Origin of the sequence: Variovorax sp. EL159 (assembly GCF_900100965.1) — a bacterium.
Classification (GTDB): Bacteria; Pseudomonadota; Gammaproteobacteria; order Burkholderiales; family Burkholderiaceae_C; genus Variovorax.
In genome coordinates, this window is record NZ_FMUJ01000002.1 from 94,371 (window position 1) to 121,176 (window position 26,806).

Annotated in this window: 21 protein-coding genes; 6 read left to right on the plus strand and 15 right to left on the minus strand. The window is 66.9% G+C overall.

Annotation, left to right across the window (positions count from 1 at the left end):
- Positions 1-61: 61 nt before the first annotated feature.
- On the minus strand, positions 62-1,111 hold the full coding sequence (locus tag BLQ28_RS06690) for a FecR family protein (RefSeq protein ID WP_093237899.1): 1,050 nt from the start codon (positions 1,109-1,111) through the stop codon (positions 62-64).
- Positions 1,108-1,665: an RNA polymerase sigma factor gene (locus tag BLQ28_RS06695; protein ID WP_256327198.1), complete on the minus strand. Its 558-nt coding sequence runs from the start codon at positions 1,663-1,665 to the stop codon at positions 1,108-1,110. Before BLQ28_RS06695 ends, BLQ28_RS06690 begins: the two co-directional genes overlap by 4 nt.
- A 240-nt stretch (positions 1,666-1,905) precedes the next feature.
- On the opposite strand from BLQ28_RS06695, the gene BLQ28_RS06700 reads away from it, so the two are divergent.
- Positions 1,906-2,289: an STN domain-containing protein gene (locus BLQ28_RS06700; RefSeq protein WP_143012438.1), complete on the plus strand. Its 384-nt coding sequence runs from the start codon at positions 1,906-1,908 to the stop codon at positions 2,287-2,289.
- 62 nt (positions 2,290-2,351) lie between these two features.
- Positions 2,352-3,131, plus strand: a complete 780-nt coding sequence (locus tag BLQ28_RS06705; protein ID WP_143012439.1) for a hypothetical protein — start codon at positions 2,352-2,354, stop codon at positions 3,129-3,131.
- Positions 3,132-3,257: 126 nt separating this feature from the next.
- On the opposite strand, the gene BLQ28_RS06710 is transcribed toward BLQ28_RS06705, so the two are convergent.
- The 3 genes from BLQ28_RS06710 to BLQ28_RS06720 all read right to left on the minus strand — a co-directional run bounded on the left by BLQ28_RS06710 (position 3,258) and on the right by BLQ28_RS06720 (position 6,587).
- Positions 3,258-4,307 carry a DMT family transporter gene (locus tag BLQ28_RS06710; RefSeq protein WP_093237903.1) on the minus strand — a complete coding sequence of 350 codons (1,050 nt, stop codon included), beginning with the start codon at positions 4,305-4,307 and terminating at the stop codon, positions 3,258-3,260.
- 66 nt (positions 4,308-4,373) lie between these two features.
- Positions 4,374-4,769 (minus strand): YbaN family protein, encoded by a 396-nt coding sequence (locus BLQ28_RS06715; protein ID WP_371126581.1) that lies wholly within the window; start codon positions 4,767-4,769, stop codon positions 4,374-4,376.
- A gap of 348 nt (positions 4,770-5,117) precedes the next feature.
- Positions 5,118-6,587, minus strand: a complete 1,470-nt coding sequence (locus BLQ28_RS06720) for an aminotransferase-like domain-containing protein (protein ID WP_093239347.1) — start codon at positions 6,585-6,587, stop codon at positions 5,118-5,120.
- Positions 6,588-6,932: 345 nt separating this feature from the next.
- Between BLQ28_RS06720 and BLQ28_RS06725 the strand changes: the two genes are divergently transcribed.
- Positions 6,933-7,169, plus strand: a complete 237-nt coding sequence (locus tag BLQ28_RS06725; RefSeq protein ID WP_093237906.1) for a hypothetical protein — start codon at positions 6,933-6,935, stop codon at positions 7,167-7,169.
- Between the two features lie 341 nt (positions 7,170-7,510).
- On the opposite strand, the gene BLQ28_RS06730 is transcribed toward BLQ28_RS06725, so the two are convergent.
- From BLQ28_RS06730 to BLQ28_RS06755, 6 genes are all read right to left on the minus strand, one after another.
- On the minus strand, positions 7,511-8,029 hold the full coding sequence (locus BLQ28_RS06730) for a hypothetical protein (protein ID WP_093237908.1): 519 nt from the start codon (positions 8,027-8,029) through the stop codon (positions 7,511-7,513).
- 123 nt (positions 8,030-8,152) lie between these two features.
- Positions 8,153-8,617, minus strand: coding sequence for a hypothetical protein (locus BLQ28_RS06735; protein ID WP_093237909.1), 465 nt, complete (start codon positions 8,615-8,617; stop codon positions 8,153-8,155).
- A 115-nt stretch (positions 8,618-8,732) separates the two neighbouring features.
- Positions 8,733-8,933 carry a hypothetical protein gene (locus tag BLQ28_RS06740; RefSeq protein WP_093237911.1) on the minus strand — a complete coding sequence of 67 codons (201 nt, stop codon included), beginning with the start codon at positions 8,931-8,933 and terminating at the stop codon, positions 8,733-8,735.
- A 116-nt stretch (positions 8,934-9,049) separates the two neighbouring features.
- On the minus strand, positions 9,050-9,385 hold the full coding sequence (locus tag BLQ28_RS06745; protein ID WP_143012441.1) for a hypothetical protein: 336 nt from the start codon (positions 9,383-9,385) through the stop codon (positions 9,050-9,052).
- Between the two features lie 211 nt (positions 9,386-9,596).
- The gene (locus BLQ28_RS06750) at positions 9,597-11,411 is read right to left on the minus strand and encodes an ATP-binding response regulator (RefSeq protein WP_256327199.1); all 1,815 of its coding nucleotides are present in this window, start codon (positions 11,409-11,411) and stop codon (positions 9,597-9,599) included.
- A gap of 112 nt (positions 11,412-11,523) precedes the next feature.
- Positions 11,524-12,369: a hypothetical protein gene (locus tag BLQ28_RS06755; RefSeq protein ID WP_093237913.1), complete on the minus strand. Its 846-nt coding sequence runs from the start codon at positions 12,367-12,369 to the stop codon at positions 11,524-11,526.
- 59 nt (positions 12,370-12,428) lie between these two features.
- Between BLQ28_RS06755 and BLQ28_RS33140 the strand changes: the two genes are divergently transcribed.
- Positions 12,429-12,872, plus strand: coding sequence for a hypothetical protein (locus tag BLQ28_RS33140; protein ID WP_218121907.1), 444 nt, complete (start codon positions 12,429-12,431; stop codon positions 12,870-12,872).
- A 10-nt stretch (positions 12,873-12,882) separates the two neighbouring features.
- Here the strand turns inward: BLQ28_RS33140 and BLQ28_RS06765 are convergent, their stop codons facing one another.
- Positions 12,883-13,269 carry a nuclear transport factor 2 family protein gene (locus tag BLQ28_RS06765; RefSeq protein ID WP_093237916.1) on the minus strand — a complete coding sequence of 129 codons (387 nt, stop codon included), beginning with the start codon at positions 13,267-13,269 and terminating at the stop codon, positions 12,883-12,885.
- Between the two features lie 186 nt (positions 13,270-13,455).
- Positions 13,456-14,250, minus strand: a complete 795-nt coding sequence (locus BLQ28_RS06770) for a fumarylacetoacetate hydrolase family protein (protein WP_093237918.1) — start codon at positions 14,248-14,250, stop codon at positions 13,456-13,458.
- Positions 14,251-14,437: 187 nt separating this feature from the next.
- Here BLQ28_RS06770 and BLQ28_RS06775 point away from each other — a divergent pair, with 187 nt between their 5' ends.
- Positions 14,438-15,322 carry a helix-turn-helix transcriptional regulator gene (locus BLQ28_RS06775; protein WP_093237919.1) on the plus strand — a complete coding sequence of 295 codons (885 nt, stop codon included), beginning with the start codon at positions 14,438-14,440 and terminating at the stop codon, positions 15,320-15,322.
- A 15-nt stretch (positions 15,323-15,337) separates the two neighbouring features.
- Here the strand turns inward: BLQ28_RS06775 and BLQ28_RS06780 are convergent, their stop codons facing one another.
- A complete protein-coding gene (locus BLQ28_RS06780; protein ID WP_093237921.1) occupies positions 15,338-17,677 on the minus strand; it encodes a sensor histidine kinase in 2,340 nt (779 codons plus the stop codon).
- An 8-nt stretch (positions 17,678-17,685) separates the two neighbouring features.
- Positions 17,686-18,531 carry a response regulator transcription factor gene (locus BLQ28_RS06785; RefSeq protein WP_093237922.1) on the minus strand — a complete coding sequence of 282 codons (846 nt, stop codon included), beginning with the start codon at positions 18,529-18,531 and terminating at the stop codon, positions 17,686-17,688.
- Between the two features lie 243 nt (positions 18,532-18,774).
- Here BLQ28_RS06785 and BLQ28_RS06790 point away from each other — a divergent pair, with 243 nt between their 5' ends.
- Complete coding sequence (locus tag BLQ28_RS06790; protein WP_093237924.1) at positions 18,775-26,787, plus strand: SdrD B-like domain-containing protein; 8,013 nt, start codon at positions 18,775-18,777, stop codon at positions 26,785-26,787.
- Positions 26,788-26,806 lie beyond the last annotated feature (19 nt).

Sequence of the window (26,806 nt, forward strand, 5' to 3'; positions counted from 1 at the left end):
CAGAGTGGTATTTGTTTTGGTATCCACTGAGACGAATGCCCGGTCACATTCCGGTAATAAGCTAGTTTGAAATTCGTATTTCGTTGCCGCTGTCCTGCACCGCGAGGCCGAAGCCCTGCTTGAGCAAGGCCACGAAGCCGCTCATGTTGTTGGCCTCGAAGCTGCCGCCGATGCGAATGCGCGCGACGGTCGGATCGGCAATCACCAGCTTGCGCGTGTTGTAGCGGTTGAACTGTGCGGCCGCGTCGCCCAGCGTCGTCTGGTCGAACACGAGCCGGCCCTGTCGCCAGCTCAGTTCGTCGTCGATCTGCTTGGGCGCCTTCGACATCACCAGCACGCTGTTCGGGCTGGCAACCGCAGCCTGGTTGCGCGTGATGACCGTCGGCGCGACTTCCTTGGAGGCCTGTGCCGAGGCGATCTGCACGCGGCCTTCTTCCACCGTCACGTTCACCTGCTCGCCCTGGCGGCGAACCAGGAAGCGCGTGCCCAGCACCGTGATGCGGCGGTCGCCCGCGATCACGACGAAGGGATGTGCCTTGTCGTGCGCGATGTCGAAGTAGGCCTCGCCGTCTTCGAGCCAGACCTTGCGTCCGCTGCCGTTCACCACCGCGCGCACGTGCGTGGCGGTGTTCAGCGTGAGCACGGAGCCGTCGGGCAGTGCCACCGACTGGCGCGCGCCCACGGCGGTGGCGTAGTGCTCGCTCTGCCAGTCCTGCGTGTAGCGCCAGCCCAGCCAGCTGCAGGCGGCGGCAACGACCAGCAGGCCCGCCGCGATGCGTTGCGTGGAAAAGCGCGAGAGCCGTTGCGGCGGTGCGGTGCGTGGCCCGGTGGCGGACGCAGGTGCGGGCAGGGGGATGCGGATGGGCGGCGGCGTATCTGGTGTGTACGGTGTATTCGTCGACGCGCCCGCCAGGAACGGCGGCGCCCGCAAGACGCTCAGCCGGTCGCTGCGCTGCCACACGCTGGCCAGCCGCAGCCATGCCACGCGGTGCGTGATCGACTCGGCGATCCAGGCGTCCAGCTTCTGCTGGTCGGCGTCGGTCCATGTGCCGCTGTCGCGGCGCGCCAGCCAGTCGGCCGCCGCGGATTCGATGCGTTCGGCTTCAGTCATGTCGAAAGCCTCTTTTCGTTCTGCGCCCGGCCGAAGGCCTTGGTGGCCAGCTGCACGCCGTCGGACAGCAGCGCATCGGCCAGCGCCCGCACGCCACGGGACACCTGCCGCTCGACCGTGTCTTCGGTGATGCCGAGCTGCGTGGCGACCTCGCGCTGCGACAGGCCTTCGATCTTGCGCATCTCGATGACGCGCCGGCACTTGGACGGCAGGGCATCGAGCGCCGTCTGCAGCAGCCGCAGCTCGCCGCGGCCGGCGGCATGGCGCTCGGGCGTGAGCTCGTCGGCCGAGAAATCGAGCGCGTCGAGGTCGGCAATGATTTCGATCGACACGATCTGCGCCCGCCGCGCGCGGTCGATCAGCAGGTTGCGTGCAATGGCAAACACGAAGGGCTTGACCAGATCGGGCACGGCCTTGGCCGCGGACTCATAGATGCGCATGTAGACGTCCTGGCGCAGGTCGGGTATTTCGGCTTCGTCGCGCCAGTTGCGGCGAAGGAACCGCGTGAGCGCCGCCTCCATGGGCAGCACTTCCCTGACAAACCAGTTGTCCAAGTCACTGAGAACCAAAAAAGCGCTCCTGGGAATGGCCGGATGGGCGGACGGCTCGTCGCCGGGATTGGCGACAGACACTGAGACGAACGGCCCGAAGATTTCCGGTAACGCACGGTGAGGAGCACCACGAAATTCTAGGTGGCACCCCATTGGGGCGCGCCCGTTACCGGAAAGCGCGCCCGCACTCGTCTCATGGGGGTAACAAGAAAAACCATCTCATCTCGCTGGAAACACACCTACATGAATCGAATCGGGAGGCAGAGCCCCATCCTCCAGGCCGGAACGGGCCGGCGCATGGCCGTTGCGGCGGCGTGCGTGCTGACGGCGGGCCTGTCGTTCGCCACCATCCGGGAGTTCGACGTGCCCGGCGGCGAGCTGAAGCCCGCGCTCGACGCCTACATCGCGCAGTCGGGCGTGCAGCTCATCTACAAGGTGGAAGACGTCAAGGACCTGTCGACGCGGGGCGTCCAGGGAAAGATCGCCCCCGATGCCGCGCTGGACCGCCTGCTCGACGGCACCCGCCTGCACATCCGCCGCGGGCAGGACGGCGCGATGGTGCTCATCGCGCCGCCTGGAATGGCATCGCCGAAGGGCGTGCCTGTGGCGAAGGACAGGAAGCTCTGACCTGTCATCGCGACGGTGCCGTGTCCGGCTACAGTCGGGCGCGAATCCTGGAGAGCACCGCGATGAAGCCCCTTGTTCGCTACGCCGTTTGCGCGGCACTTTGTCTTGCGTCCGCATCGTCCATGGCCGGAGGGGCGATGGAGAGCACGAGCACCCGTCCGGACCTGTTCTTTGCATGGTTCTCGTCCAAGGACAGCGATGAGCCGGTGGTCGTCAACTTCGCAAGGCAAGCGGACTCCCGCGCGTTGACCGCGCATTGCGGCAGCGGGCTCCCCGTCTACAGCTTCGGGCAGAACGCGCGGTTCACCTGCGAGGCGCGGCCGCATGAGGCCGACAGTCCGGAAGCCTGGAAGGCGGCCGAAGTCATCGTGAGAGGGGCGGCGCCAAAGTCAGGCGCGCAACGGTTCGGCATGTTTTCATTGAAGCCCACGCGGACCACGCACTGGAACACGCGGGCAGTCACGCCTGAAGAGCAGGCGGCGCTGAAAGCTTGGATCGATGCGAACAAGCCACGTCCGCGCCTGCCCGCGAAGCAGTTGAAGCTGGCCGCGGCCACGGCGGTATCTGCCTCGGACGAAAGGCCTACCACCCTCGTCGTGCCGGGCAATGAGGTGCGGGATGAACCTGGCCAGTACTACGCGCAACGCCACTATGTCTTCGTGAAGGAAGACGGGGCGTATGCGTACCGGGGAATGCTCCCGGCCAAGCCCACGGGGTATTTCGACATCGATGGTGGCGACCTGCCGGCCATCCTCGTCGAGGAAGACTGCGACGGCTGGTGCGTCTCGTTGTGGCGCATTTCCAAGGGCGTTCGCAGCGTTGCGTCGTTCGGCGGCCACTGACGGCCGGGGTTCGGGAGGGCTGGATCGGCTCCGCTTTCGGTGGCGCCGTGCCGATGCGCTGAAGGCGCTTGCCTGTTCAGAAGAACGTCGAAGCGCCGGTCGATCTTGCCGTTGCTCCTTGAAGCTTCAATGCGGATGCGCGTGGTGCACGTCCGGCACATGCGGATGCGTGTGGCGCAGGGGCGTGTGCTGGTGCGGGTGGCTGTGCTCGCCCAGCGGCATTGGCTCGTGCACATGGTCGTGGTGGCCATCGTCATGCCGGTGCGCGTGTTCGTGGTCGAGCCATTCATGGTCGTGCGCATGGCCGTGCGATTCCGCCAGGTGCAGGGCGACCCCTGCGAGCATCAGCAGGCCGCCGGTGGCCATTCCCCAGCTCAGGCTCCGGTCGCCCAGCGCAATGGCGATCAGTGCGCCGATGAAGGGCGCGAACGCGAACACCGAGCCGGTGCGCGCCGCGCCGAACGCCCGTTGCGCCAACAGGTACAGCCGCAGGCTCAGGCCATAGCCGCTGGCGCCGATGGCGAGCAGTGCCAGCGCGGCGGACCATTCGGGCCGAGGCTCGCCGGCGGCGACCGCGAGCAGCACCGTGGCGCCCACGCCGAGCAGCGACTTGCCCAGCACCACCTGGCCCGGATCGCGTTCGGCCAGCGTGCGCGACAAGGTGTTGTCGATGCCCCAGGCAAGCGTGGCCGCCAGCACGGCGAGCAGGCCCAGCAGTTGAGCACCTCCGTTCAGCCCGCGATCGACCACCAGCACCATGCCGCCCGCGAGCAACAGCAGCATCGCGGTCCAGACGCGGCGGTCCATCACCTCGCGATAGAGCATGCGGGCCAGCACGGCAGTGCACAGGGCTTCGAGCGCGAGCATGAGCGATGCGCTGGTGCCGCTGGTGTGCTGCAGGCCCCAGGCAAGGCCCACGGGGCCGACCACCGCGCCGAAGAGCGCCATCCACGACAGCCGCTTCAGGTCGGCGCGACGCAGGGCCGCTTCGCGTTCGACCGGTTGCCGCAGCCATGCGCCCATGAGCGCGGCACCGGCATAGAGCAGGGCGGCGGTGGTGAAGGCGCCCAGCCCGGCGCCCGCCAACTGGACCAGCGGCGTGCTGATGCCGAACAGCACGGCCGCCAGCAGGGCCAGCAGGCCGCCGCGCATCGCGGGCAGATGGAAGAAGCGCATGGCCTGGGTCTCTTTGGTGGGGGAGAAGGTCGATTCTGCAGCGATTGCATCAGCCGCTGCATGGCGTCACGAGGGCTGCGGCACCGGGCGCGACCACAGCCACGCCAGCACGATGGCCATGCAACCGATGGCCAGTGCGGCCAGCCACCACCTGTGCGCGGTCAGCGACACGATCACGGCGCAGGCAGCCATGGTGATCGTCGCACTCCACTTGGCGCGGCGGCTCACGGTGCGGCCGTTCTGCCAGTTGTGCAGCAGCGGGCCGAACAGCCGGTGCCCGAGCAGCCAGCCGTGCAGGCGCGGCGAGCTGCGCGCAGCCGCCCATGCAGCCAGCAGGATGAACACCGTCGTCGGCATGCCCGGCAGCACCACGCCGATGAGGCCCAGGACAAGGCACAGTACGGCAAAGCAGTACAGCAGGGCGCGCATCAGCGGTGATGGTGGCTTGGGGGTGGGGTTCAATGCAGCGCTCCGGCCAGGCATTTCGATTGGCCCGAGTTTCTTAAATAGCGGTTATGGGGAAGACTGGATGGCTGGAATGGACCCTGAGGAGGCCGTCAAAGTCTGAAAAAAGCAGTCGCTGCCAGCGAAGGTGGACGAGTCTCGATGAGTCAAGGAATTCTCAACTGGCCCCTCGGCAACGTGCAAAGCGCAGTCGTCCACGACGCCCTCAATCTTGTCACCAAGAAGTCGAGGCTACCGCTTCAGGCCTTCGTGCCATCTTGCGGTGGAGCGTCGACGACTGAACAGAAGCGGCGCGCATGACGTTGAGAGTCAGTCGAAGGCGGCGGACCTCGATCTGCATTGACACTAACTAGGGTCTCGACGAACGTTCCTCGAAGATTGCCCCGATTTTCCAGTTGTAGATTCAAGCTGCGCGTTGGCGAGATCTCCAAGATTCCTGATAGCCCCTTCCAAGCGCGGGTCGCCGAGATACCCGTAGTTGATGCGCAGGTGTCGGGTGTATCGGCGGTCGGCTGAAAACAAATGGCCCGGCGCTACGCCTATGCCGAGCCGAAGAGCGTCCTGGTGCAGTGCGAGCGAGTCGACACCTTCTGGCAGCGCGAGCCACAGGAAATAGCCACCCTCGGGGCGCGTGACCCGCGTTCCAGTCGGAAAGTATCGATCGATGAGTCGCAAGCATGCAGCCTGCTGGCGGCTGAGCGAATGCCGCAGGGCGCGCAGGTGGCGATCGAAACTCTTGTGTTGGAGGTACTCCTGCAACGCCAGTTGCGAGGGGAGTGCCGTCGCCAGCGAGCTCATCAACTTGTTCCGACTCAAAGTGGCTGCAAAGCGACCGCCCGCTACCCAACCGATGCGATATCCGGGTGCCAGGGATTTCGAGAAAGAACTGCAGTGCAGCACCCCGCCAGCCCGGTCCCAGGCCTTGGCTGGTGGAGGTCTCCGAGCCCCATGCGCGAGCTCGCCGTACACGTCGTCTTCGATCAGCGGTATGGCGCGGGCGGCGAGCATGCTGACCAGTTGCTCCTTGGCTGCGTCGCTCATGGTGCAGCCCATTGGGTTCTGGAAGGTCGGCATGAACCAGCAGGCCTTCACCGGATGCTGGTCGAGCACGCGAGCAAGAGAGCTGAGATCTACGCCTGTACGCGGGTGGGTCTCAACCTCGACCGCGCGAAGACCGCGCCGCTCCAGTGCCTGCAACGCACCATAAAAGGTTGGCGTTTCGATCGCCACGACGTCGCCTGGCTGCGTCACCGATTCGAGTGCAAGATTGAGGGCTTCCATCGCCCCGCTGGTGATGACCAGTTCAGACGCAGGAACATCCATCCCGACGCTGCCATAGCGGAGGGAGATCTGATGGCGTAATAGGGCGTTTCCTGGTGACAAATCTTCGACGGTCTGCCAAGGATCCATCCGCTTGAGCGCTCGCGTCAGGCCGGCGGCAAGTTGTTCGAAGGGAAACAGCTCCGGCGACGGAAAGGCCGAGCCGAGCGGGACCATGTCGCGCTCGCGAGCCTGCGCAAGGACCTGAAAGACAAGCGACGAGACGTCGACCGACATGGACCTGAGGACAGGCTCGCTGGCGGCGAGTTCGTTGGTCGGCATTTCCGCGCCCGCTCGAACAAAGTATCCCGACCGCTGCCGCGCTTCGACAAGCCCTTGCGCCTCCAGCAGGTAGTAAGCAGAGAACACGGTGGACGCGCTGATGCCCATTTGCGACTTCAGTTCGCGCACGGAGGGAAGGCGATCGCTCGCCTTCAGGCTACCCGCGCGAATACGCTGAGCGATGTTGTCGGCAAGCTTCTCGTAGCGGTTCACGGGCATCTCTTTCTGATACGGTCGTTCTGGACCGCTCCCGAGATTGTCATATCAGACGTCGGCCTGCCCCGGCGCGACTACCGACCTCCTTGCATCTGATACGACAATTTTCAGCCGATCTGGTTCTGTACGTATCAGCCTGGAAGATGAACACTCGACGGGACGATGAGAGTGCTTCTGTGGTGCAGGCAGACTGCTCCGCCTTTCGACGCGTCTTGCGGACACTCATTTAGCTGACCGCTACCGTTTCGTTGGATTGATTGATTGACCGTTTCTTCATCGGTCTATTGAGCTACTCGCCGCACTCGGGCACTTCGCCGTCTGTCACCCAATGTCCTTTCAATCATGAATTCAATCCCTATCTCTTTTGTTATTTTCAAGATCCTCGTGCTCAGCGTGGGCATGTATTTAGCCGTCAAGTGGCATTACGAACGGGGACAGAAGGACAAGAATCAAAAGACAGTTGCAGTGGTACTGACATCCGTCAAGGTGGGCGCGGCGTTCGTCGCTTCTGCGTTCCTCGTGCTCTTCCTTACCTTCGAAGTTTGCAATTGGATGGGTCTGGACCTGGCCATGCGGTGATTGGAAGTTTTCGGCCGATAGCCCGGATACGATGCAACCAACGGCACGACCCTTTCGGAGACGGACCTCGACACGACGGCGCGGTATTTGGCGGGCATGCCGACGTGCGAGGCACGAACTCGCCGACGGTAAAGTTCTCGCCCAGAATTCATGTGAAGTGATTTTCCGGCTGCATCGTCTCTGCTCCTGCGCCAACCTGCGTTGGTGCCAGGCACCAGGCCGGTTACCTTCTTGCCAGAAGCCTCGAGGCGGTGCCGGAACTCGATGTGGCAATCTTCGATTTTCATATTCGATGAGCCCGCCGAGTGGCTGCTTGTGGCCGAATTGAGTCAACCCAGTCACTATGCGGAATCGGGTGCGAGCAATCCTAGTTCCCTCAGATGCCCCAATGCACGATCAGCCACCGGTGCCTTGTATTTGAAGTCACCTGAGCGAGAGCGCCACCGAACTCGACCGCCGTCATGCAGGTGAAACGTAAGCTGGTGGCGGCGCGACATGAAAGCCCACTTCAGACCATAGATGCCGGCAAGCGCAAGCAAACCGTATCGGACAGTAGTACCAGGCTCGAGACGATCCCAGTAGACCCCAAGGTAGTAGAAGATGCTAACCAAAAGGACGAGCACAAGCATGCCTGCCACCATTCGCACCGGTGCCAACCCACAGTCGTACTCCGCTCGAGAAATGCTTGTGGCAGGAACGACCTCGAGCCTGTAGGGACTGTTGATCGAGAGCTGTCTGCGCACAACTCTTAGCCCGTCCGATCCAATACTTGCCACTTGCCCGATGTGATATGCGTAGTCTTCCGGTAGGGCGAAGATGGCAAAGGTCTGCTCTTCTTTACGGTATTTGTCTTCAATCATCTTGATTGTTGAAACGTCCTGCTGTTGCACCCGTCCAGATGTAGCCGCCGGCGTTGCGTATCGCGCAGCGCTCACGAACGACTGGTTCTGGCCGAACTCTGCCACATCGGCGGGCTCGCCAGGTCAGACGGAACGCTGCTTCAACACAGTAGGTTCAATGGGATGTCCTGGCCAGAGCTGCACGAGGTAATGATCTTCACCGTCCAGCCCATTCGCCGACAGCGAATCCAAGCCAGAGGCCGATAGCCTGACCCTGAATGTGCCGGGCTTCACATCGAGACGGAGGGCATCGGGAAAATAATCGGTGCAGCCTGCGACCACGAGAGGGCCAGCCGCAACGACCAGCGAGCCTTCAACAACATGGTCGAAGTTGGCGAAGTCGCCAGGCGGCTTGGACTCAAGAAACTCGAGCGTCACCGGCACATTCGTGTTGCGGGCGGTTCCGATACCGACCACACCCGCCGAGACCGCAAGCATGCGACGCGTTGCCACCTCATCCCAAGCGTCCGACAGATTTCCTTCCGCGGCCTCATCTTGAAGATAAAACTGGTGGTAGTCCGCGAAGAGTTCGAGGTGATATGACTTCATGGGATGGATTTGGTTAGATGCAATCGGCCGAGAGTGAAGATCGCGAATGCCCTCTTGTTGAAAGGCCGGGATGAGGGTTTGCTTCCGGCCGATTTCGGACCTATGACGGGGCAAACTATTTTTTGATTCGAAAGATTGCTTGCCGGTGCAGAACGAAGTGCAACGCAATCCCGGCCAACCCAAGTACGACCCCTGCGACGGCGATCCAGTACCCGCCAACCGGAAGGAACGTGAAGGCCAAAGCAGCTCCGAAGAGCGCGAGAAAGAAGCCCAAAGCGGCGATCCGTGCACCGGTTTCATCGTTGATCATGGACATCGTCTTTCTGCCCTTTGGGCTACTCGCGAAGGTCGGGTTTCGATCGAATCTTGCTTCACACCGTGCGCCGGGTGCTCTCCGGGGCCAGCCTTCGTCGAAAACACTCAGAGGCGAACTCACTTGATCACCAATGACAGGGCCCAGGACCAGAGCGAACCAACGATGCCGGCGGAGATGAACCACGCGAACATCCGTTTCGCGATGACAGCGTATCGGGCGCGCTCTGCAGGGTCGATGAACCATGTTCGGCCGAAGGGCTCACTGCCGCGGCCGAATACAAAGAAATAGGCGGGCAAGATGAAGAACATCAGCGCGGCAGACAGCCACAAGAGGTTGTGCGCGAGAGCCGAATCGATAGGATGTTGTGCCATCCATCCCTCGAACGGCACGAGGCCGAAAGATGCCCACGCGCCGGCGACTGCAGCGGTTTTGATTGATGCTTCAATTTGCATGGTGTGCGAGCCCCTGACGAATTTCAGCTTCTGGCCGACTGGAGTCACCCATCGTCATTTTCCGTGGCCAAACGGTTTGCGCGAAAAGCGCGCAGCGCGGACAGAGGCTAACTCCTGGCAGCCAAATGAGCCATCGGCATGCAGGCTGCCGTCGTGCACCGTACCGACCCATAGCGAGGCCACAAGCTGACGACGAAGCCGCCGCCGCAACTCAAGACACACCAGCCACCGCCGCCCCCAGCGTCATCCCAATGACTTGCAGCAGCTTCTCCGTATCCACAGGCTTGAAAAGCACCGGCACGCCAGACTCCCGCACGCGCTGAAGGCGATCAGGCGCCGTTTCGCCGGTGATCAGCAGCAGCGGAATCCGCCGGCCGCCGCGCCAGCGAAGCCGCAGGCCGGCATCGAGACCGCTGCCGCCGTCGGCCAGGCGGTAGTCGCACAGCAGCAGCTCGAAGGGCCGGCCGTCGACGTCGGCCTGCGACAGCGCTGTGGCCGCGGTGGCCTCGTCGGCCACGGCCTCGACGTCGATGGCGTACGAGCGCAGCAGTTCGCTCATGCCCTGGCGGATCTCGGCCTCATCGTCGATGAGCAGCACGCGACGCGGCAGGGCCGGCGAGACGGTCGGGGTCGGCATCGGGGCGGGGCGCTGATGCTCGCGCCAGGTGTTCGTGCCCGGGCGCCAGTTGAATGGCATGTCGGCCGGGGCGCTGGCCGATGGCAGCTGCACGCGAAAACGCGTGCCACGATCGACGCGCGATTGCACCTGCACCGGATGGTCGAGAAGGCGCGACAGCCGCTGCACGATCGACAGGCCGATGCCCAGGCCGCGCGAACGGTCGCGGCCCGAGTTTCCGATCTGATAGAACTCCTCGAAGATGCGGCCCAGTTGCTCGGGTGCGATGCCGATGCCGGTGTCGCGCACTTCGATCCACACGTTCTCGCCACGCGTACGCACCCTGACGATCACGCCGCCGCGCACTGTGTACTTGAGCGCGTTGTCGACAAGGTTCGAGAGCATGCGCTGCAGCAGCTGCGGGTCGCTGCGCACCCACACGCCGCTGGCCTGCACGCGCAGCTGCAACCCGGCCTGCTCGGCGCGCGCCAGGAAGACGTGGTTGAGCGACACCAGCAGCGCATCGAGCGGAATGAGCCGCACGTCGGGCGTGATCACGCCCGCATCGAGGCGCGAGACGTCGAGCATGGTGTCCAGCGAGTTGCCCAGCGCATTGACCGCGCGCATGAGCCGTTCGGCGTTCTTGCGCTCGGGGCGGTCGTGCAGTTCGTTCTGCAGCGCGGCGCCAAAGAGCGCGATGGCGTGCAGCGGCTGGCGCAGGTCGTGGCTGGCCGTGGCAAGGAAACGGGTCTTTTCTTCGCTCGCGCGTTCGGTCGCGGCGATCTGTTCTCCCAGGCGCGAGACCAGCGATTCGTTCTCGAAGCGCAGCACCAGCGCATCGGTCAGCTGCTTGTTCTGCCGGACGCCCCGGCGCAATGCCAGCACCAGATAAGCGATGCCGATGGCGGCCAGAAAAAGATTCACGCCGTCGCTGTGCCAGATCAGCGCACCGATCAGGCCGCCCATCATCGGAATGCCGTAGCCGAACAGCGAAGCCTTCATCGGCCAGAGCGCCTGCATGGCCAGCCCCGAGCCGACCATGATGAGGATGGCCATCAACGCCGTCACCTCGGGGTCGTGCGTGGAGATGAAGAACCAGGGCACGGGTGCGGTGGCCACACCGGTCAGGATCATCTGCAGCATGTGCCGGCGCGCCCAGCGAGGGCTGTCGGCAACCGGCACGTCGGGGTGCCAGCGCGGCGTCGACAGCACGTACAGGTCCACGCAGACGAGCATGGCCACCAGCGGCAGCACGGTGGGCAGCTTCAGGTGAAAGTAGCCCAGCGCCCCACCCAGGAACGTGAAGCCGAGATGGGCCCAGACACCCACCTTGCGCGATGCATAGACCGAAGCCAGGTGCTCGCGCAGCACGCGCTGGCTGCTGGATGTGTCGATGGCGGGATTGTTCAACGCGGGCCGGGCAGAAGTTGCAGGGTCATCCAGATGTGGCTTCGGCAATTTAACCCGCGGCCGGTCGAAGGCCGCAAGCAAACTTTCATCGGCATGGCCCCGCGCATGCGGCCTACTTCGGCGTGTAGGTCATCTGGGTTACCACGCTCGTGCTTTCAGGCACCTTGTCGGTGGGAGCGACGAAGGACTTCAGGCGCTGGCCGCGATATGGCCCCTCGGCTGCGATCCACGACGTGACGGTGACCGTGACGCCGGGCGCATTGTTCGTGCCAGTGGTCGTGACGAGCAAGAACCGGCAGGTGTTGAAGGTGCCGACCGGCGTCGCCAACGTCTCCTGCGCCTGGTAGGTCAGGGCTTCGGTGACGTTCACCTTGATCGTTGCGTTGCCGCTCACGGCGTCCGCGCGATAGGCGACGTTCACGGTCTGGCCCGGCTGCATCGCGACGGGGGTCGAAGGTGGTGGCGTGAAGACGCTGTCCACCTGCGTGCTGCCGCTGCCGGTCGTGTCGCCATAGCGAATCACGTTGCCGCCAACGAGGTCGCGGTAGTAGGGCAGCGTGGCGAACGGCGTGTTGTTCGCGTCGAAGAGCGTCTGCTCGAAGGTCACCGGCGTGGCGCCTGCGAACGGTTGGCGCTTGCCCGTCGTGACGCTGTTGTGCGTCGAGGTGGTCGGCTGGTTGGGCGTGGTCATCTGCAGGTCGTACGTCAGCTGAGTGCCTTCGTCGTAATCGGCCGCGTTGGTGCAGGCCGATGAGTCTGCAGTCGCGGGTGCCGGTGCAGGAGCAGGTGGTGCGGGTGGCGGAGGCGGCGGTGCAGGTGGTGCCGTCGGCGTCGTGGCGGTGATGGGCAGAAGGCCTGCACCGCCGCCGCCGTCGCCACCGCCGCCGCAGGCAGCGAGTGTCGCGGCAGCCGCGATGATGGAGAGTTGCTGGAAGCGCTTGATCTTCGATGTTGTCATGATTCCCTTTGGTCGGTTGTGTCGAAGGATGTCGAGGCCGCTGCGGGAATGTAGGAGCCTTGAATGGGGCTCGCCAGTGTCGAAAGTCACGAGGCCAACGACGCACATCGACGCGCATCGACGCGATCGAACAGGTCGAAAAACAGATCGAAGAGAAGGCGTTGAATGGCCACGCGCGCGGCTACAGTCGGCCACGCAACGTCGATCGATTCATGAACGAGCGCGTGGCTGAACCTTCATGGCGTCCGGCAGAATCCGCGCGGCTCGCGGCATCTTTCACTCAAGAAAAACGCATGACAAAACAAACGCCCGTCGACCAGGTCTTTGACTGGTGCGTCCAATTCCTGGTGCACTGGGCCAAGGTTCTGGGCATCACCTACAACGAGATCAACGTCTATGTTTTCTGCGTGATCTGGCCGATCGTGACGCTGGTTCTTTTCGCCGTGGTGATCCGTCAGCGCGCAACGATCCGAATGCTGAAGAGGCGACTGCCTCGCGCGTAGCGCGCAGGCCTCAACCCGAGGTCAGCTCGACCCATTGCGAACGCCAGGCGGGGGCGTCGAAAGGGTCTGCAAAGTACTGGGTCTCGCGTGAGACCTTGCCGTCCCGAAACTCCATGATGCTCACGGTGAAGGCGCTCTTGCCCTGGTAGTCGATGACGTACTCGGTGACCCAGAGCGAGCCTTCTCCCACGATCCGCCGTATCGCGAACCCGGAGGGCTTGCCCGGGTGATGGCTGCGAAGCGCCTGCAGGTTGTGCCGGCCGTGGATGAGCTCGCCCGATTGCGGGTACGCGCACACCGCATCGTCGTGATAGATCTCGTGCTCGACGACCTGGTCGCCTGCAGCGGATGCGGCCCAGTGGCGGTCGATGGCTGCGCGGATGTCCTGTGATTGCATCGTCGATCTCCATGCATGTCTGCGGCGTTGACGTCGGGCGAAAGGCTTCTACAGGCCGACTGTAGACCTTCGCCACTGGTCGCATCGCAGCCGATGCACGATGCACAAGAGATCAGTGGGCCGGGCGCTATTCACCCGGCCACCACACCGCACGCAAGAAGCAAAGCCGGAAGGCGATGCGCCGCTTCAGACAATCCGCACCGACAGCTCCGGCAACCCATCGATGTGAATCTCGATCAGGTCGCCGCGCACCACCGGGCCGACGTTCTCCGGCGTGCCCGAATAGATGATGTCGCCGGGCATCAGCTCGAAGGCCTGCGACAGGCGGCTGATCTGCTCGGCGACCGACCAGATCATGTACTTGAGCGTTGCGCTCTGCTTGGTCTGTCCGTTCACTTTGAGCCAGATGGCGCCATCGGTGAAGTGGCCGACTTTCGCGACGGGATGGATCGGGCCGACGGGTGCGGCGTGGTCGAAGCTCTTGCCGATTTCCCAGGGCTTCTTCTGGTCGCCCATTTCGCGCTGCAGGTCGCGGCGCGTCATGTCCAGGCCGAGCGAGTAGCCGTACACGTGGTCGAGTGCATCGGCCGTGGCGATGTCGCGCCCGCCCTTGGCCAGTGCCACCACCAGCTCCACTTCGTAGTGGTAGTTCTTGGTGAGCGAGGGGTAGGGGTGGTCGGCGACCACGCCGGGCGTCACGACCTGGATGGCATCGGCCGGCTTCTGGAAGAAGAAGGGCGGCTCGCGGGTCGGGTCCGAGCCCATCTCGCGCGCATGCGCGGCGTAGTTGCGGCCGATGCAATAGATGCGGCGCACCGGGTACACCTGCTCGCTGCCGACGATGGGGATGGTCGAGGCGGCGACATCGAAGGGTGTCGATGGCGATGTGCGCGCCGCGCCGGCGGGCAATGCGCAACCGGCGATGGCGCCCGTGGCCATGGCGGCCGAACCGGCCAGCAGGCCGCGACGTGAACTGGACATGATCTTTGTGCTCCTTGGGTTTCTCGAAGGCGTGGCCGTGAGCGGCATCGCCCGTCGATTCTGGAATGCTGCGCAGCCGCGAGGCCGCACGCATCTACGCAAAAACAGGACGCAACCACCACGCCAGGGCCGGCCTTACCATCGCGCGATGCCCTCGGCCCGTTCTTCCAGCTCCCGCCTCTATGGCATGCAGGAGCGTGCGAACCATCTCGACTTCGACATCCGCTTCGAGGGCGCGCGCGACGTGCTCGCGCGTCCGCACCGCCACGAGTATTTCCAGATCCAGGTGAGCATCGAGGGCGGCGCGCAGCAGCTCATCGGTGGCGCGGTGCGGCCGTTCCGGGCGGGGCACCTGAGCTTTGTGCTGCCGTACCGCGTGCACGTGGTGCCGCACCCCGAGGGCGCGCGCTATGCCATCGTGAACTTCGACCAGGGCTTTCTGTGGCCGGAGCTGGCGGTTGCGCCGCTCGACCTGGAAGAGGTGCCGGTGGCGCGCGTGCCCGAGCTGGCACCGTTCCTGTTCCAGGAGTACGTCGACTTCGGCTTCGATGAGGTCGACTTCGCGCGCATCCTGGGCTGGCTCGACGAACTCTCCGCGCTGAACCGCACACGCGGTTTCGCGGCAGTGGGTGCGATCCGCGGCATCCTGCTGCAGCTGATCGCGTTCGCATGCCAGCGGCACGAGGCACAACTGATCGAGCAGGCGCAACGCCACAGCAGCGGGCGCAGCTCGCGGCGTGATGCACTGCAGCGCGTGATGCGCTATGTGCGCGAACACCTGAGCGAAGAGATGTCGCTCAACGACGCGGCCGCGGCGGCGATGCTGTCGCCCAACTACCTGGCCCATCGGCTGAAGAAGCAGACCGACCGCACCTTCACCGAGCTGGTCACCGAGCGCCGGCTCGACCGCGCGAAAGAATTGCTGCTGACATCGAACGCGCGCATCGTCGACATCGCGCGGCAATGCGGCTTCACCGATGCCGACTATTTCAGCCGCCGCTTCCGGCAGCAGATCGGCGTCACGCCACGGCAGTTTCGCAGCGGCGTTGCGGCACCCGACGCAGGTACCTGATCAGCGCGCTGGCGCTCAGCCGGGCGGCCCGCTGGGCGTGGCGCGTGCCAGGTGGCGGATGTGCTCGAAGTCCAGCGCATCGAGCGCCTGCCGCACGGCAGCGACCAGCGCCGCATGGTGCGCGTCGTGTGCGATCCGGTCGGCCCATTCGTGCAGGTCGGTCCAGCGGCCTTCGCGCGCGAGCGTTTCGAGTTCGGCGCGCATCGCATCGGGCAGCGGCGCGATGCCGGCGATGGGGCGCGTGCGGCGCCGCGAACCCGCTGTTGCCGATGGGGTCAGGGCCGGCAGCGGCGCGGACCTGGAGGCGGTGGGCACCGCGGTCTCGGGGGCCGCGTCGACCACCACCGAGAAGCGCAGGCGCGTGCCCAGATGGCGCTGGCTGTCGAGCTGCAATTCGCCCCCCATCCGCGTGACGATGCGCCGCGCGATGGCCAGGCCAAGCCCGTGGCCATCCGCCTTGGCACCGGCCCGCTCGAAGGCCTGGAACACGCGCTGCTGGTTCTCGGGGTCGATGCCGACGCCGCTGTCCCAGACCTCGACGTCCAGCCGCCATTGCGATGATGGCGACGACGACGTCGTCGTGGCGTGGGCCTCCACGCGCAGGCCCATCTGCCCGTTGCGCGTGAACTTGGCGGCGTTCGACAGCAGGTTCAGCAGCAGTTGCTGAAAGCGCTTGCTGTCGAGGGCCACCACCGGCGGCAGCGTGCCGGGGCGTTCGAGCACGAAGCGGTTGTCCTGGCGCTGCGCGAGCGCGGCGGCGTACTGCGCGATGTCTTCGATCAGTGCCGGCAGCCGCACCGGCCGGGGCTCGAAGCTGAAGGGCAGCAGCTCGCCCTTGGCGTATTCGAGCAGGTCGTCGATCAGCGAGAGCTGGTAGCCGGCGCTGCGCTCGATGGCCTGCAGCTGCTCGGGCTTCGAGCCGGCTTCGCTGCGCAGCATCCGCGCATGGCCGACGATGGTGGCCAGCGGCGCGCGCAGGTCGTGACCGATGTAGGCCATGAGCCGGCTCTGCTCGCGCGCATGGTGCTCGGCCTGTTCGAGCGCGGCATTCAGCGCATGCGTCTTGCGCGTCACTTCTTCGTGCAGGCGCTGCTGCTCGTGCGTCTGCCAGTGCATCAGCGTGCGTTGCGCGTCGCTGCGCTGGTGCGACAGGCGATGGGTCCACGAGGCCAGTGCCACCAGCCCGACCAGCAGGCCCGGAAAGCCGAGCGCGTAGGCATCGAGGCCCGGCAGCGCGCTGGCCGGCAGCGACAGCTCGGCCAGCCGCAGGCAGGTGCCGAAGGCGACGACGGCCATCACCGGAAAAGCCAGCTTGCCGCCCGGCCCTGCGCGCCGCATGTAGAGAAAGCTGCTCACGCCGAGCGCGAACACCAGCAGCAGCGCGTTCAGCACGCCGATCCGTGCGAACGGGGCGTAGGTGCCGAACGATGTGCCGAACACCACCACGCATTGCACGCCGGTCAGCAGGACCAGCACGCGCAGGCCGGGCGGGCGCACAGGGCCGCGCCGTGCGAGGGCGTACAGGTACACCACCATGGTCAGCACGCAGCAGCCGGCCAGCACGCCCGGCGCGCGGTAGCTCCACTCGGGGCTGTGGGGCCACAGCGCCAGGTGCGTGTGGCCACGGTAGGTGCCTTCGTAGAGCGCGACCAGCGTGAAGCCCAGGCTCTGCGCCGCCATCGGGAAGGTGCGGGTCTGGCACCACAGCGCGAGCGAATACACCGCGAGCACCAGCAGCCCGCCGATGAGCAGGCCGTCGAGCAGCGCATGGCGGCTTTCGGATTCGCGCCAGCTGTCGGCCGTGTGCAGCCAGGGGCTGAGCTTGACGCTGTTGAGGCTTTGCACGCGCACCAGCACGCGCGCGCTTTCGCCGGGCTGCAGGTCGAGGTCGAGCGTGGGCACGCGGTCGGGTGGGGCGTCCTGCGACACGGCCAGGCCGGCTGCCGTATGAGTCCAGGTTTGCGGTTGCCCGTCGTCTGCGCCCGGCCCTTGCCGCAGCACGTGGAAGTCGACGCGCTGCAGCCAGGTGGCGTCCATCACGAAGCGCATCGCCCGGACCATGCGGCCGTCGTTGGCGAGCGTGAAGCGCAGCCAGAAAGCCGAGTTCGAGAAGCCGGGCCGCATGCGCGCAGACGTTCCGGGCAGGAAGCCGCCGGGGCTGCCGCCTGCGAGTGCATCGACCGATTCGCGCGTCAGCCGGGTCGTCGGGTCTTCGAGCCACTCGACGTCGTTGTCGAGCATGGCCGGCAGGGTCTGCATGGCGCCCAGGCGCAGGGTGCCCGCCTGGGCCGCTGGCAGCAGGCACCACCCGCAGGCGGCGCACAGCAGCGCCGCGACCCAATGTCGCGCGGCCATCGCGGCGTTCAGGCGCGGGGTGCCGCGTCGGTCTCCGCGACGCGAAAGCGTGCGTTGCGGAAAGCGGCGGGCGTGGCGTCGAAGCGCTCGCGGAAGGCGGTCGAGAAATTGGCGGCGCCCGAGAAGCCGACCTCGACCGCCACTTCGTCGATGCTCAGCGCGGACGACAGCAGCAGGCGCTGCGCCTGCTGCAGCCGGGCTTCGCGCAGGAACTCGAAGACGCTCTGGCCGGTGCGCTCGCGGAACGCGCGCGACAGCCGCTTTTCATGCGTGCCCACGCGCACCGCGATCTCGGCCAGCGACGGTGCGCGCGACAGGTTCGACAGCAGCACGCGCTCGGCCGCCTGCGCGATCACGCGGTCGGCCTTGTCGCGGCCCGCACTGCCCGCGTCGGCACCTTCGGCATCGACATAGACCACCTCGGTCTCGTCGGTCGTGTCGATTGTTCGCTTGCTATCGGCCAGGCTCAGGTGAATCGCCACGCGTGCCAGCACTTCGGTGGCTTCGTAGGGCTTGAGGATGTAGTCGACCGCGCCTTCGCGCAGGCCGGTCAGCCGCTCCTCGACCGAGCCGGAGGCGGTCACGAAGATCACCGGGATGCGCGCCGTCGCACGGTCGGCCTTCAGCAGCCGGCAGGTGGCGTAGCCGTCGATGGCGCCCATGCGCACGTCGAGCAGGATCAGGTCGGGCAGCAGCGCCGTGGCACGGCGGTAGCCCTGCATCGCATCGAACGCGAAGCTGATCCGGTGATCCGCGCCGCGCAACGTTCCCAGCAGCACCTGTAACTCATCGATGTTGTCGTCGATGAGCAGGATGTGCGCGCGCTTGGTGGGAGTGGACGACCAGTAGGACATGCGGCCGAGCGTAGGGGTGTTCCGCGGAAACCCGATGTGACTAAGTTCACATTTGTTTGCAATAGTAAATAAGTGTCAGCTGGGGCAAAAGCTTCGCACCGGCGCGCAAAAACCGGGCAGGCACCCCCTTTCAAGAATCCCCCCCTTTCTCCGGACGGCCACCCCGCACGCAGCGGTGTTTTGGAACGCATCCGGCCGGTCGACGCATCACGAGGGACGGGGATGTTCAGGAATACAAAAAGCTTGTCGGGCGCGCACGCACAACGTCGCACCTTCTCACTGGCACGGGCGGCGGTGTCGCTGGCGGGGCTGCTATTCGCGGTGGCGGCGCATGCGGCGCCGCAGATCTCCAGCCTGGTCCACGCACCGGACATCCTGCCGGCCGGCGGCACGGTGACCAGCACCGTGACCGTCGCCGAAACCGACAGCCTGCCGATCGGCGCACCGGGCATGTCGTTCACCTACACGATCCCCGTGAACGCGATCTACATGGGCACCGGCGCGGTGCCGGTGGGCAGCTGCACGGCCGACGTGCCGGTGGGCAGCGCCGGCCCCGGCACGCTGACCTGCTCGGGCATCACGCTCGCGGCCAACCAGTTGCGTGCCTTCGAGGTGCTGCTGCGCACGCGCACGCAGGGCACGCTGAGCGTGACCGCCACGCCCAGCGACGGCGGCGCGAGCGAAACCAAGACCATCACCGTGAACCAGGGTGCCGACGTGGCGGTGACCATCAACGCCCCGGTCAACGCGGCGAGCGGCGCGACGGTGCCGATCGTCTTCACGCTCACCAACAACGGCCCCGACACCAGCACGGGATCGACGCTGACCTACCCCATTCCCACGGGTTTGACGGTCTCGGGCACGGGCCTGCCCTCGGGCTGCGCGATCAGCGGCAGCCTGCTGACCTGCACCGTGCCGGCCATGCCGGCCACCGCGGGCGGCAACACGCGCACCTTCAGCATCAACGGCACGGTCACCGCAGGCGCGGGCTCGACCATCACGCACCAGCCGGCCGTGGCGCCGAGGGGTGCGATCGGCGACGGCGTTTCCACCAACAACACCATCACCGCCAACACCACCGTGACGGCCGGCTACGTGCTCGCGCTCGCGAAGAGCCACAACGGCGGCCAGTTGCTGGTGGGCCAGCGCTTCGACTTCCGGTTGAGGCCGAGTTTCAGCGGCAGTCCGCCCACCGGCGTGACGCTGAGCGACACCATCCCCGCCAACTTCGCGATCCAGTTGCCGATCAATGCGTCCGCCGGCTGGACCTGCTCCGTCAGCGGCCAGACGGTGAGCTGCACGCGCAGCAACATCGGCGGCAACAACGGCGCCAACGTGGCGCTCGGCAACATCGTGATCCCGGTCATCGCCATGACGGCCGGCACCGGCGTCGTGAACGAGGCCACCGTGAGCGCGACCGGCCCCGTCGCCAGCTCGGCCACCGGCAGCGTGCCGGCCGACGTGGCGGTCTCGGCCGCCGACTTCCGCGCCGACAAGCGCCGCAGCTGGCCGCAGAACAACGTGCCGCTGGGCCAGGCCTTCGACTACGAGGTCGGCAGCACCAACCTTGGCGGCACGCGCCTGCTGACGGGCAGCACGATCCAGCTGGTGGACGACCTGCCGTCCGGCGTGCAGATCAACAGCGTCACGCAGCGCGACGGCTACACCTGCACGGTGACCAAGGGCGGCGCCACCGTGGTCCCGACGCCCGCCACCCCGGTGCCCGGCCCCGCCACGGTGACCTGCACGCGCACGCTCACGGCCGACATCGGCGTGGACACGTCGAGCGGCAACGGCGCGCGCAACGGCGGCTACATCATCGTGAACGCCACCATCTCCGCGTTGCCCCCGGGCGGCGGCCAGATCGTCAACAAGATGTGCGTGAACGTGGCGCTGCCCGCCGTTGCACCCACGCTCGGCGCCGACCCCGACGCCAATATCAACAACGACTGCACGACCCTGGGCACCGGCGTGAACGACAACGCCACCGCCGCCGACGTGAAGGTGCTCAAGCGCGTGGTGGGCATCGGCGACAGCGCCGGCAACCGCCAGATCGCGGGCCAGAACATCACGTGGCAGATCGAGGTGGTCAACGCCGGCCCCTCCGAGGCGCAGAACGTGGTCGTCACCGACACCTTCGCACAGGTGATCGGCGCCGGCGCCGTTTCGCAGACGGCCAACGGCGGCACCTTCGCCGGCACCTGCGCGCTGCCGGCCAACGGCGGCGGCTTCGGCAGCGCCTCGCTCTCCAACTGCACGCTGTCGACCCTGCCGGTCTGCCGCGCCAGCACCGACCCCGCGAGCGCCTTGCCGCTGTGCCCGGTCATCCAGGTCGTCGCCAAGCACTACGGTGACGGCGCCTCGGCCATCGATCACGGTTTCCAGATCAACAACACGGCCAATGCGCTGGCGACCACGCCGGCCGATCCGAACCTGGCCAACAACGACGGCAGCGCCACGGCCTACCTCTTCGCGCGCACCGACGTGACAGTCACCAAGTCGGTCAGCCAGGCCTCGGTGCCGGTGGGACAGCTGCTCGTCTACACGCTCACGGCGCGCAACCTGAGCCTCACGGAGGGCAGCCTCGGCCGCGCCTACGACGTGCACGTGGTCGACACGCTGCCGGCCAACCTGATGTTCATCTCGGCCACCGCCTCGGGCGGCGGCAGTTGCACCACGCAGCCGAGCACCACGCAGCCCACGGGAACCGGCACCACCAACAACAGGCTCGAGTGCGCCTGGACCTCGCTCGACCCCAACGTGCAGCAGACGGTGACGGTGCGTGCGCGTCCGCTGTACGTGTTGAACGGCGTCACGGTGACCAACGCCGTGCAGATCATCACGGCAACGCCCGAGACCAACATCGCCAACAACAACGCCGCCGTGCCGGCGACGATCACCGCGCCGGCATACGACCTGGTGGTCACCAAGCGCGACGACGTCGACCCGGTGAACGTGGGCGACGACGTGGGCTACACCATCACGGTGTCGAACAACAGCGCCTCGACGGCGGAAGACGTGCGCATGGTCGACCTGCTGCCGCTGCCCGGCCCGAACGGCGAGGCGCCGCCCACGCTGGTGTCGGTGACCTCTCCGAGCGGCACCACCTTCGCGCTGGCCAACGGCGCGGCCATCGGCTCGGCCGGCGGCCAGATCGTCTTCACCATCCCGACGCTCGGCGGTTCGGGCGCCACCTCCACCGGCGAGCCCAACACGCTGCAGTTCCGCGTGGTGCTGCGCGGCGTGTCGCGCGGCACCTTCCAGAACAACGCCAGGGTCGACTTCTTCGACGCCGCGCGCAATGCCTTCGACCCCGTGCAGGGCAACAACGCGGTGGCCGAGAACACCACATTCCGCTTCAAGGCCGACGTGCAGGTGGTCTCCAAGACCGCCGTCATGGCCAACACCGCCACGCCAGTGACCACCGCGTCGTCGGCCGTGCCCTTCGACTGGCTCGTGCAACTGCGCAACAACGGCCCCGACAGCGCCGAGACCACCAGCTTCACCGACACGCTGCCCGCATCGCTGGTGCTGGCCGGCACGCCGGTGTTCACCGTCACGGGCGGCAGCTTCACCCCCGCCGCACCCACCTGCACCGGCGTGGCCGGTGGCACCGCCGTGAGCTGCGCCATCACCTCGATGCCGGCCAACGGCACGGCCACCGTGCGCATCCCCGTGCGCTTCAGCGGCACGCCGCCGGCCAACGGCACCGTGATCACCAACCGCGCGCACATCGTCACCACCGGCTCGGGCGACACCAACGGCGGCACCGATCCGAACGGCGGCAACAACTTCAGCGATGGCAACGTGACTGTGCAGAACAGCGCGCTCTCGGGCCGCGTGTACGAAGACCTGAACGGCAACGGCCTGATCGACGGTGGCGAGCCCGGCATCGCCGGCGTGACCCTCCGCCTGACCGGCACCGACGGCGGGGGCAACGCCATCGCCCTCACGACCACCACCGACGCCAACGGCAACTGGAGCTTCACGGTGCCAGCGGGCACCTACAGCGTGGCCGAAGACCAGCCCGCGGCGTACCTGCCCGGCATCACGAAGGCGGGCACCGTCACCGGTGCCGGCAGCACGCCCGGCACCGTGCCGGCGGGCACGTCGAACGGGCCGAACGGCTCCAACGCCAACATCATCAACAACATCGTGCTCGGCACGGGCGGCACCTCCACGGCCAACAACTTCGGCGAGGTGCGCGCATCGAGCCTGGCCGGCCGCGTCTACCAGGACGCCGACTACAACGGCGCTTCCAGCGCGGGCGACCCCGGCATTGCCGGCGTGACCGTCACGCTCACGGGCACCGACATGTACGGCAACCCGGTGTCGCTGACCACCACCACGGCGGCAGGCACCGGCAACTACGCCTTCAACAACCTCACGCCCGGCAACTACACGCTGACCGAAACGCAGCCCGCGGGCTTCGCCGATGGCAGCGATGCGGCCGGCACCGCCGGCGGCACCGTGACCAACGATGTCGTGAGCGCCATCGCCTTGCGCTCGAACGTCAACGGCACCGGCTACGACTTCGGCGAACTGCTCACCCGCGTTTCGGTGCGCGTGTTCGTGGACGCCAACAACGACGGCATTCTGCAGGCCGGCGACACCGGCATCCCGAATGTGGAGCTGCGCCTGACGGGCACCGACGCCGCGGGCAATGCCGTCAGCATCCTGGCCGTGCCCTCGGGCGCCGCGGGCAGCTACGAGTTCCGCAACGTGCCGCCTTCGGGAGCGGGTGGCTACACCATCACCGAGACGCAGCCGGTCAACTACGCACCGGGCAAGGCCAACGCCAACGGCCACCCCGGCACGCCGCAGGGCGGCGGCAACGTCATCAGCGGCGTGACCGTGGCCGGCGGCAGCAACGTGCCGTTGACGCAGGGCGACTACTACTTCGGCGAGTTGCTGCCCGGCGGCATCTCGGGCCGCGTGTACTACGACCGTGACGGCAACGGCGTGCAAGGCGCGCCCGCCACCGAACCGGGCATCGCGGGCGTGACCATCACGCTCACGGGCACGGACGTGAACGGCCAGTCCGTCTCGCGCACCACCACCACCGACGGCAACGGCGACTACAGCTTTCCGAACCTCGCGCCCGGCAACTACACCGTGACCGAGACGCGGCCGCAGGGCTACCTGCCCGGCATCACGCACGCCGGCAACGTCAGCGGCGCGGGCAGCGCCGCGGGCTCCGTGCCCACCGGCGGCAGCGGCGTGACCAACGGCCCCAACGGCTCGAACGCCAACGTCATCCAGAACATCGTGCTCGGCGCCGCCGGCGCGGGCTCGGCCGGCAACAACTTCTCGGCCGTGAAGCCCGCGAGCCTTTCGGGTTATGTGTATGCCGACGTGGCGCCGCCCAACGGCGTGCGCGACAGCGGCGAGCCCGGCATCGGCGGCACCACCATCCGCGTGACCGGCACCGACTTCCTGGGCAACGCGGTCGACCGCACCGTGCAGACCGCCGCCGACGGCCGCTACCTGGTCGACGCGCTGACGCCCGGCATCTACCAGATCGACGAGACGCAACCCGCCGGCATGGCCGACGGCCCCGAGTCGCTCGGCACCGTGGGCGGCGCGCCGCGCGGCACCGCCAACCCCGGCAACGTGAACGACCGTTTCGGCGGGCTCGCACTCGTGTCGGAAGACGCGGGCATCGACTACAACTTCGGCGAGCGCGGCGGCCAGATCGGCGGCTGGGTCTACGTCGACACCAACAACGACGGCATCCGCCAGGCGGGCGAGCCGGGCATTCCGGGCGTCACGCTCACGCTCACCGGCCGCACCTCGGGTGGCCTGCCGGTCAATGCCACCGTTGTCACTGATGCGAACGGCCGCTACGCCTTCACCGGCCTGCTGCCGGCCGACGCGGCGGGCTACACCGTGCGCGAGACCCAACCCGTGACCTATGCCGACGGCCTCGACGCAGTCGGCACGCTCGACGGCGTGCCCAGCGGCACGCTGGGCAACGACGTCATCAGCGCCATCGCCTACCGTGGTGGCAACGGCGACAACTACAACTTCGGCGAGCGCGGCGCATCGCTGGCGGGCACCGTCTACAACGATGCCAACCGCAACGGCACGCGCGAGCCGCAGGACTTGCCGATCGCCGGCGTGACCATCACGCTGACCGGCACCGACGCCGCGGGCCAGCCGGTCACGCGCACGGCCGTCACCGGCGCCGATGGCCGCTACGAACTGCCAGGCCTGCCGCTGCCCGGCCCCGGTGGCTACACCCTCACCGAGACGCAGCCCGTGGGCTACGACGAAGGCATCGCCGTGCCGGGCACGCTGGGCGGCACCGCGCAGGGTCCGAACCAGATCCACGTGAGCTTCAACTCGCTGAACGCCAACGGCACCGGCTACGACTTCACCGAGCACAGCAACCAGCCCGCCTCGCTCACCGGCAACGTGTGGTTCGACCAGAACCACAACCGCAACCGCGACAGCGGCGAGGGCGGCGGCGAAGGCTGGACGGTCGAGCTGATGCGCTGCGGCGACGGCGGCAACGCCTGCGCCGAAACCGCGGCCACCGTGCTCTACAGCGTGACCACCGGCGCCGATGGCGGCTACCGCTTCGGCGACCTCACGCCCGGTGAATACCGCGTGCGCTTCCGCTCGCCCGATGGCCGTGTCGTCGGTGGCGTGTGGCCCACCGACGCGGCGCAGAACGGCGCCAACGGCCCGTACCCGACGCCGCCCGCGAGCGACCCACGCTTCACCATCAAGGTGCGCGTGAACCCCGGCGCCAACGTGCAGAAGCAGGACCTGCCGTACGACCCGGGTGGCGTGGTGTACGACAGCGTGAGCGGCACGCCCGTGCCCGGCGCGGTGGTGCGACTGGTGGGGCCGCCCGGCTTCGATCCGGCGCAGCACCTGTTCGACGGCCGCGACAGCTACACCACCGGCCCCGGTGGCTACTACGACTTCTTCGTGCTGCCGGGCGCACCGGCCGGCGAGTACAAGCTGGCGATCACGCCGCCGGGCAACTACCTGCCGTCGTCGATCTATCCGGCCGCCGTGGGCGCGCTCGGCACGCAGTCGTGCTCGGCGCCCGCCAACGGACCCGTGCCCGCGCAGACCAACCCCTGCGTGGTGAGCCCCGGCGCGGCGCTGGTGCCAGGCGCCGGCTACTACCTGCTGTTCCTGCGGCCAGCCGGCGGCGGCCAGCACGTGGTGGCCAACAACATTCCGCTCGACCCGTCGGACGCCACGCTCATCGAGCTGCGCAAGACCACCTCGAAGCTCACCGTGAAGAAGGGCGAGCTGCTGCCCTACCGCATCACGGCGCGCAACACGCGCGGCAACCCCGTGCCGGGCGTGGCCGTGGTCGACACGCTGCCACCGGGCTTCCGATACATCCAGGGCTCGATGAGCGTGCGCATCCTGCCGGGCGGCGTCGCGCTGCCGGTGGTGCCGCAGGTCAACGGGCGCCAGCTCATCGTGCCGGGCCAGAACTTCGCGCCCAACGAAACGCGCGAATACCTGATGGTCGCGGGCGTGGGGGTCGGCGTGGGCGAGGGCGAGTTCGTCAACCAGGTCATCGCCACGCAGGGCGTGGGCGGCCGCGTGCTGTCGAACCTGGCCACCGCCACCGTGCGCGTGGTGCCCGATGCGCTGTTCGACTGCACCGACGTGATCGGCAAGGTCTACGACGACAGGAACGCCAACGGCTACCAGGACGACGGCGAGCCCGGCATTGCCAACGTGCGCATCGCCACCGTCAACGGCGTGCTGGCGACGACCGATGCGCAAGGCCGCTACCACATCGCCTGCGCCGCCATTCCGAAGGAAGGCACCGGCAGCAACCTGGTGTTGAAGCTGGACGAACGCACGCTGCCTTCGGGTTTCCGCACCACCAGCGAGAACCCGGCCGCCGAGCGCGCCACGCGCGGCAAGGTGCTGAAGATCAACTTCGGCGCCACGGTGCACCGCGTCGTGCGGCTCGCGCTGCAGGGCACGGCCTTCGACGACGGCGGCGCCGAGCTGCGCGCCGGCTTCGTGGGCGAACTCGACCGCACGGTGAACGTGCTGGCCGAGAAGACCTCGGTGCTGCGCCTGGCCTACAAGGCCGCGCCCGGCGAAGCCGAAGCCCTGGGCCGCCAGCGTGTCGATGCGGTGAAGGCCGCCGTGCTCGCGCGCTGGAAGCAGTTGGGCGAGCAACGCGCGCAGCGCAAGGAAGAGCCGCTCTTCAACCTGGACGTCGAGGTCGAGCTGACGCCCGCCACCGCGGAGGCGGCAAAGCCATGACGCGAGGCCACACGAACGC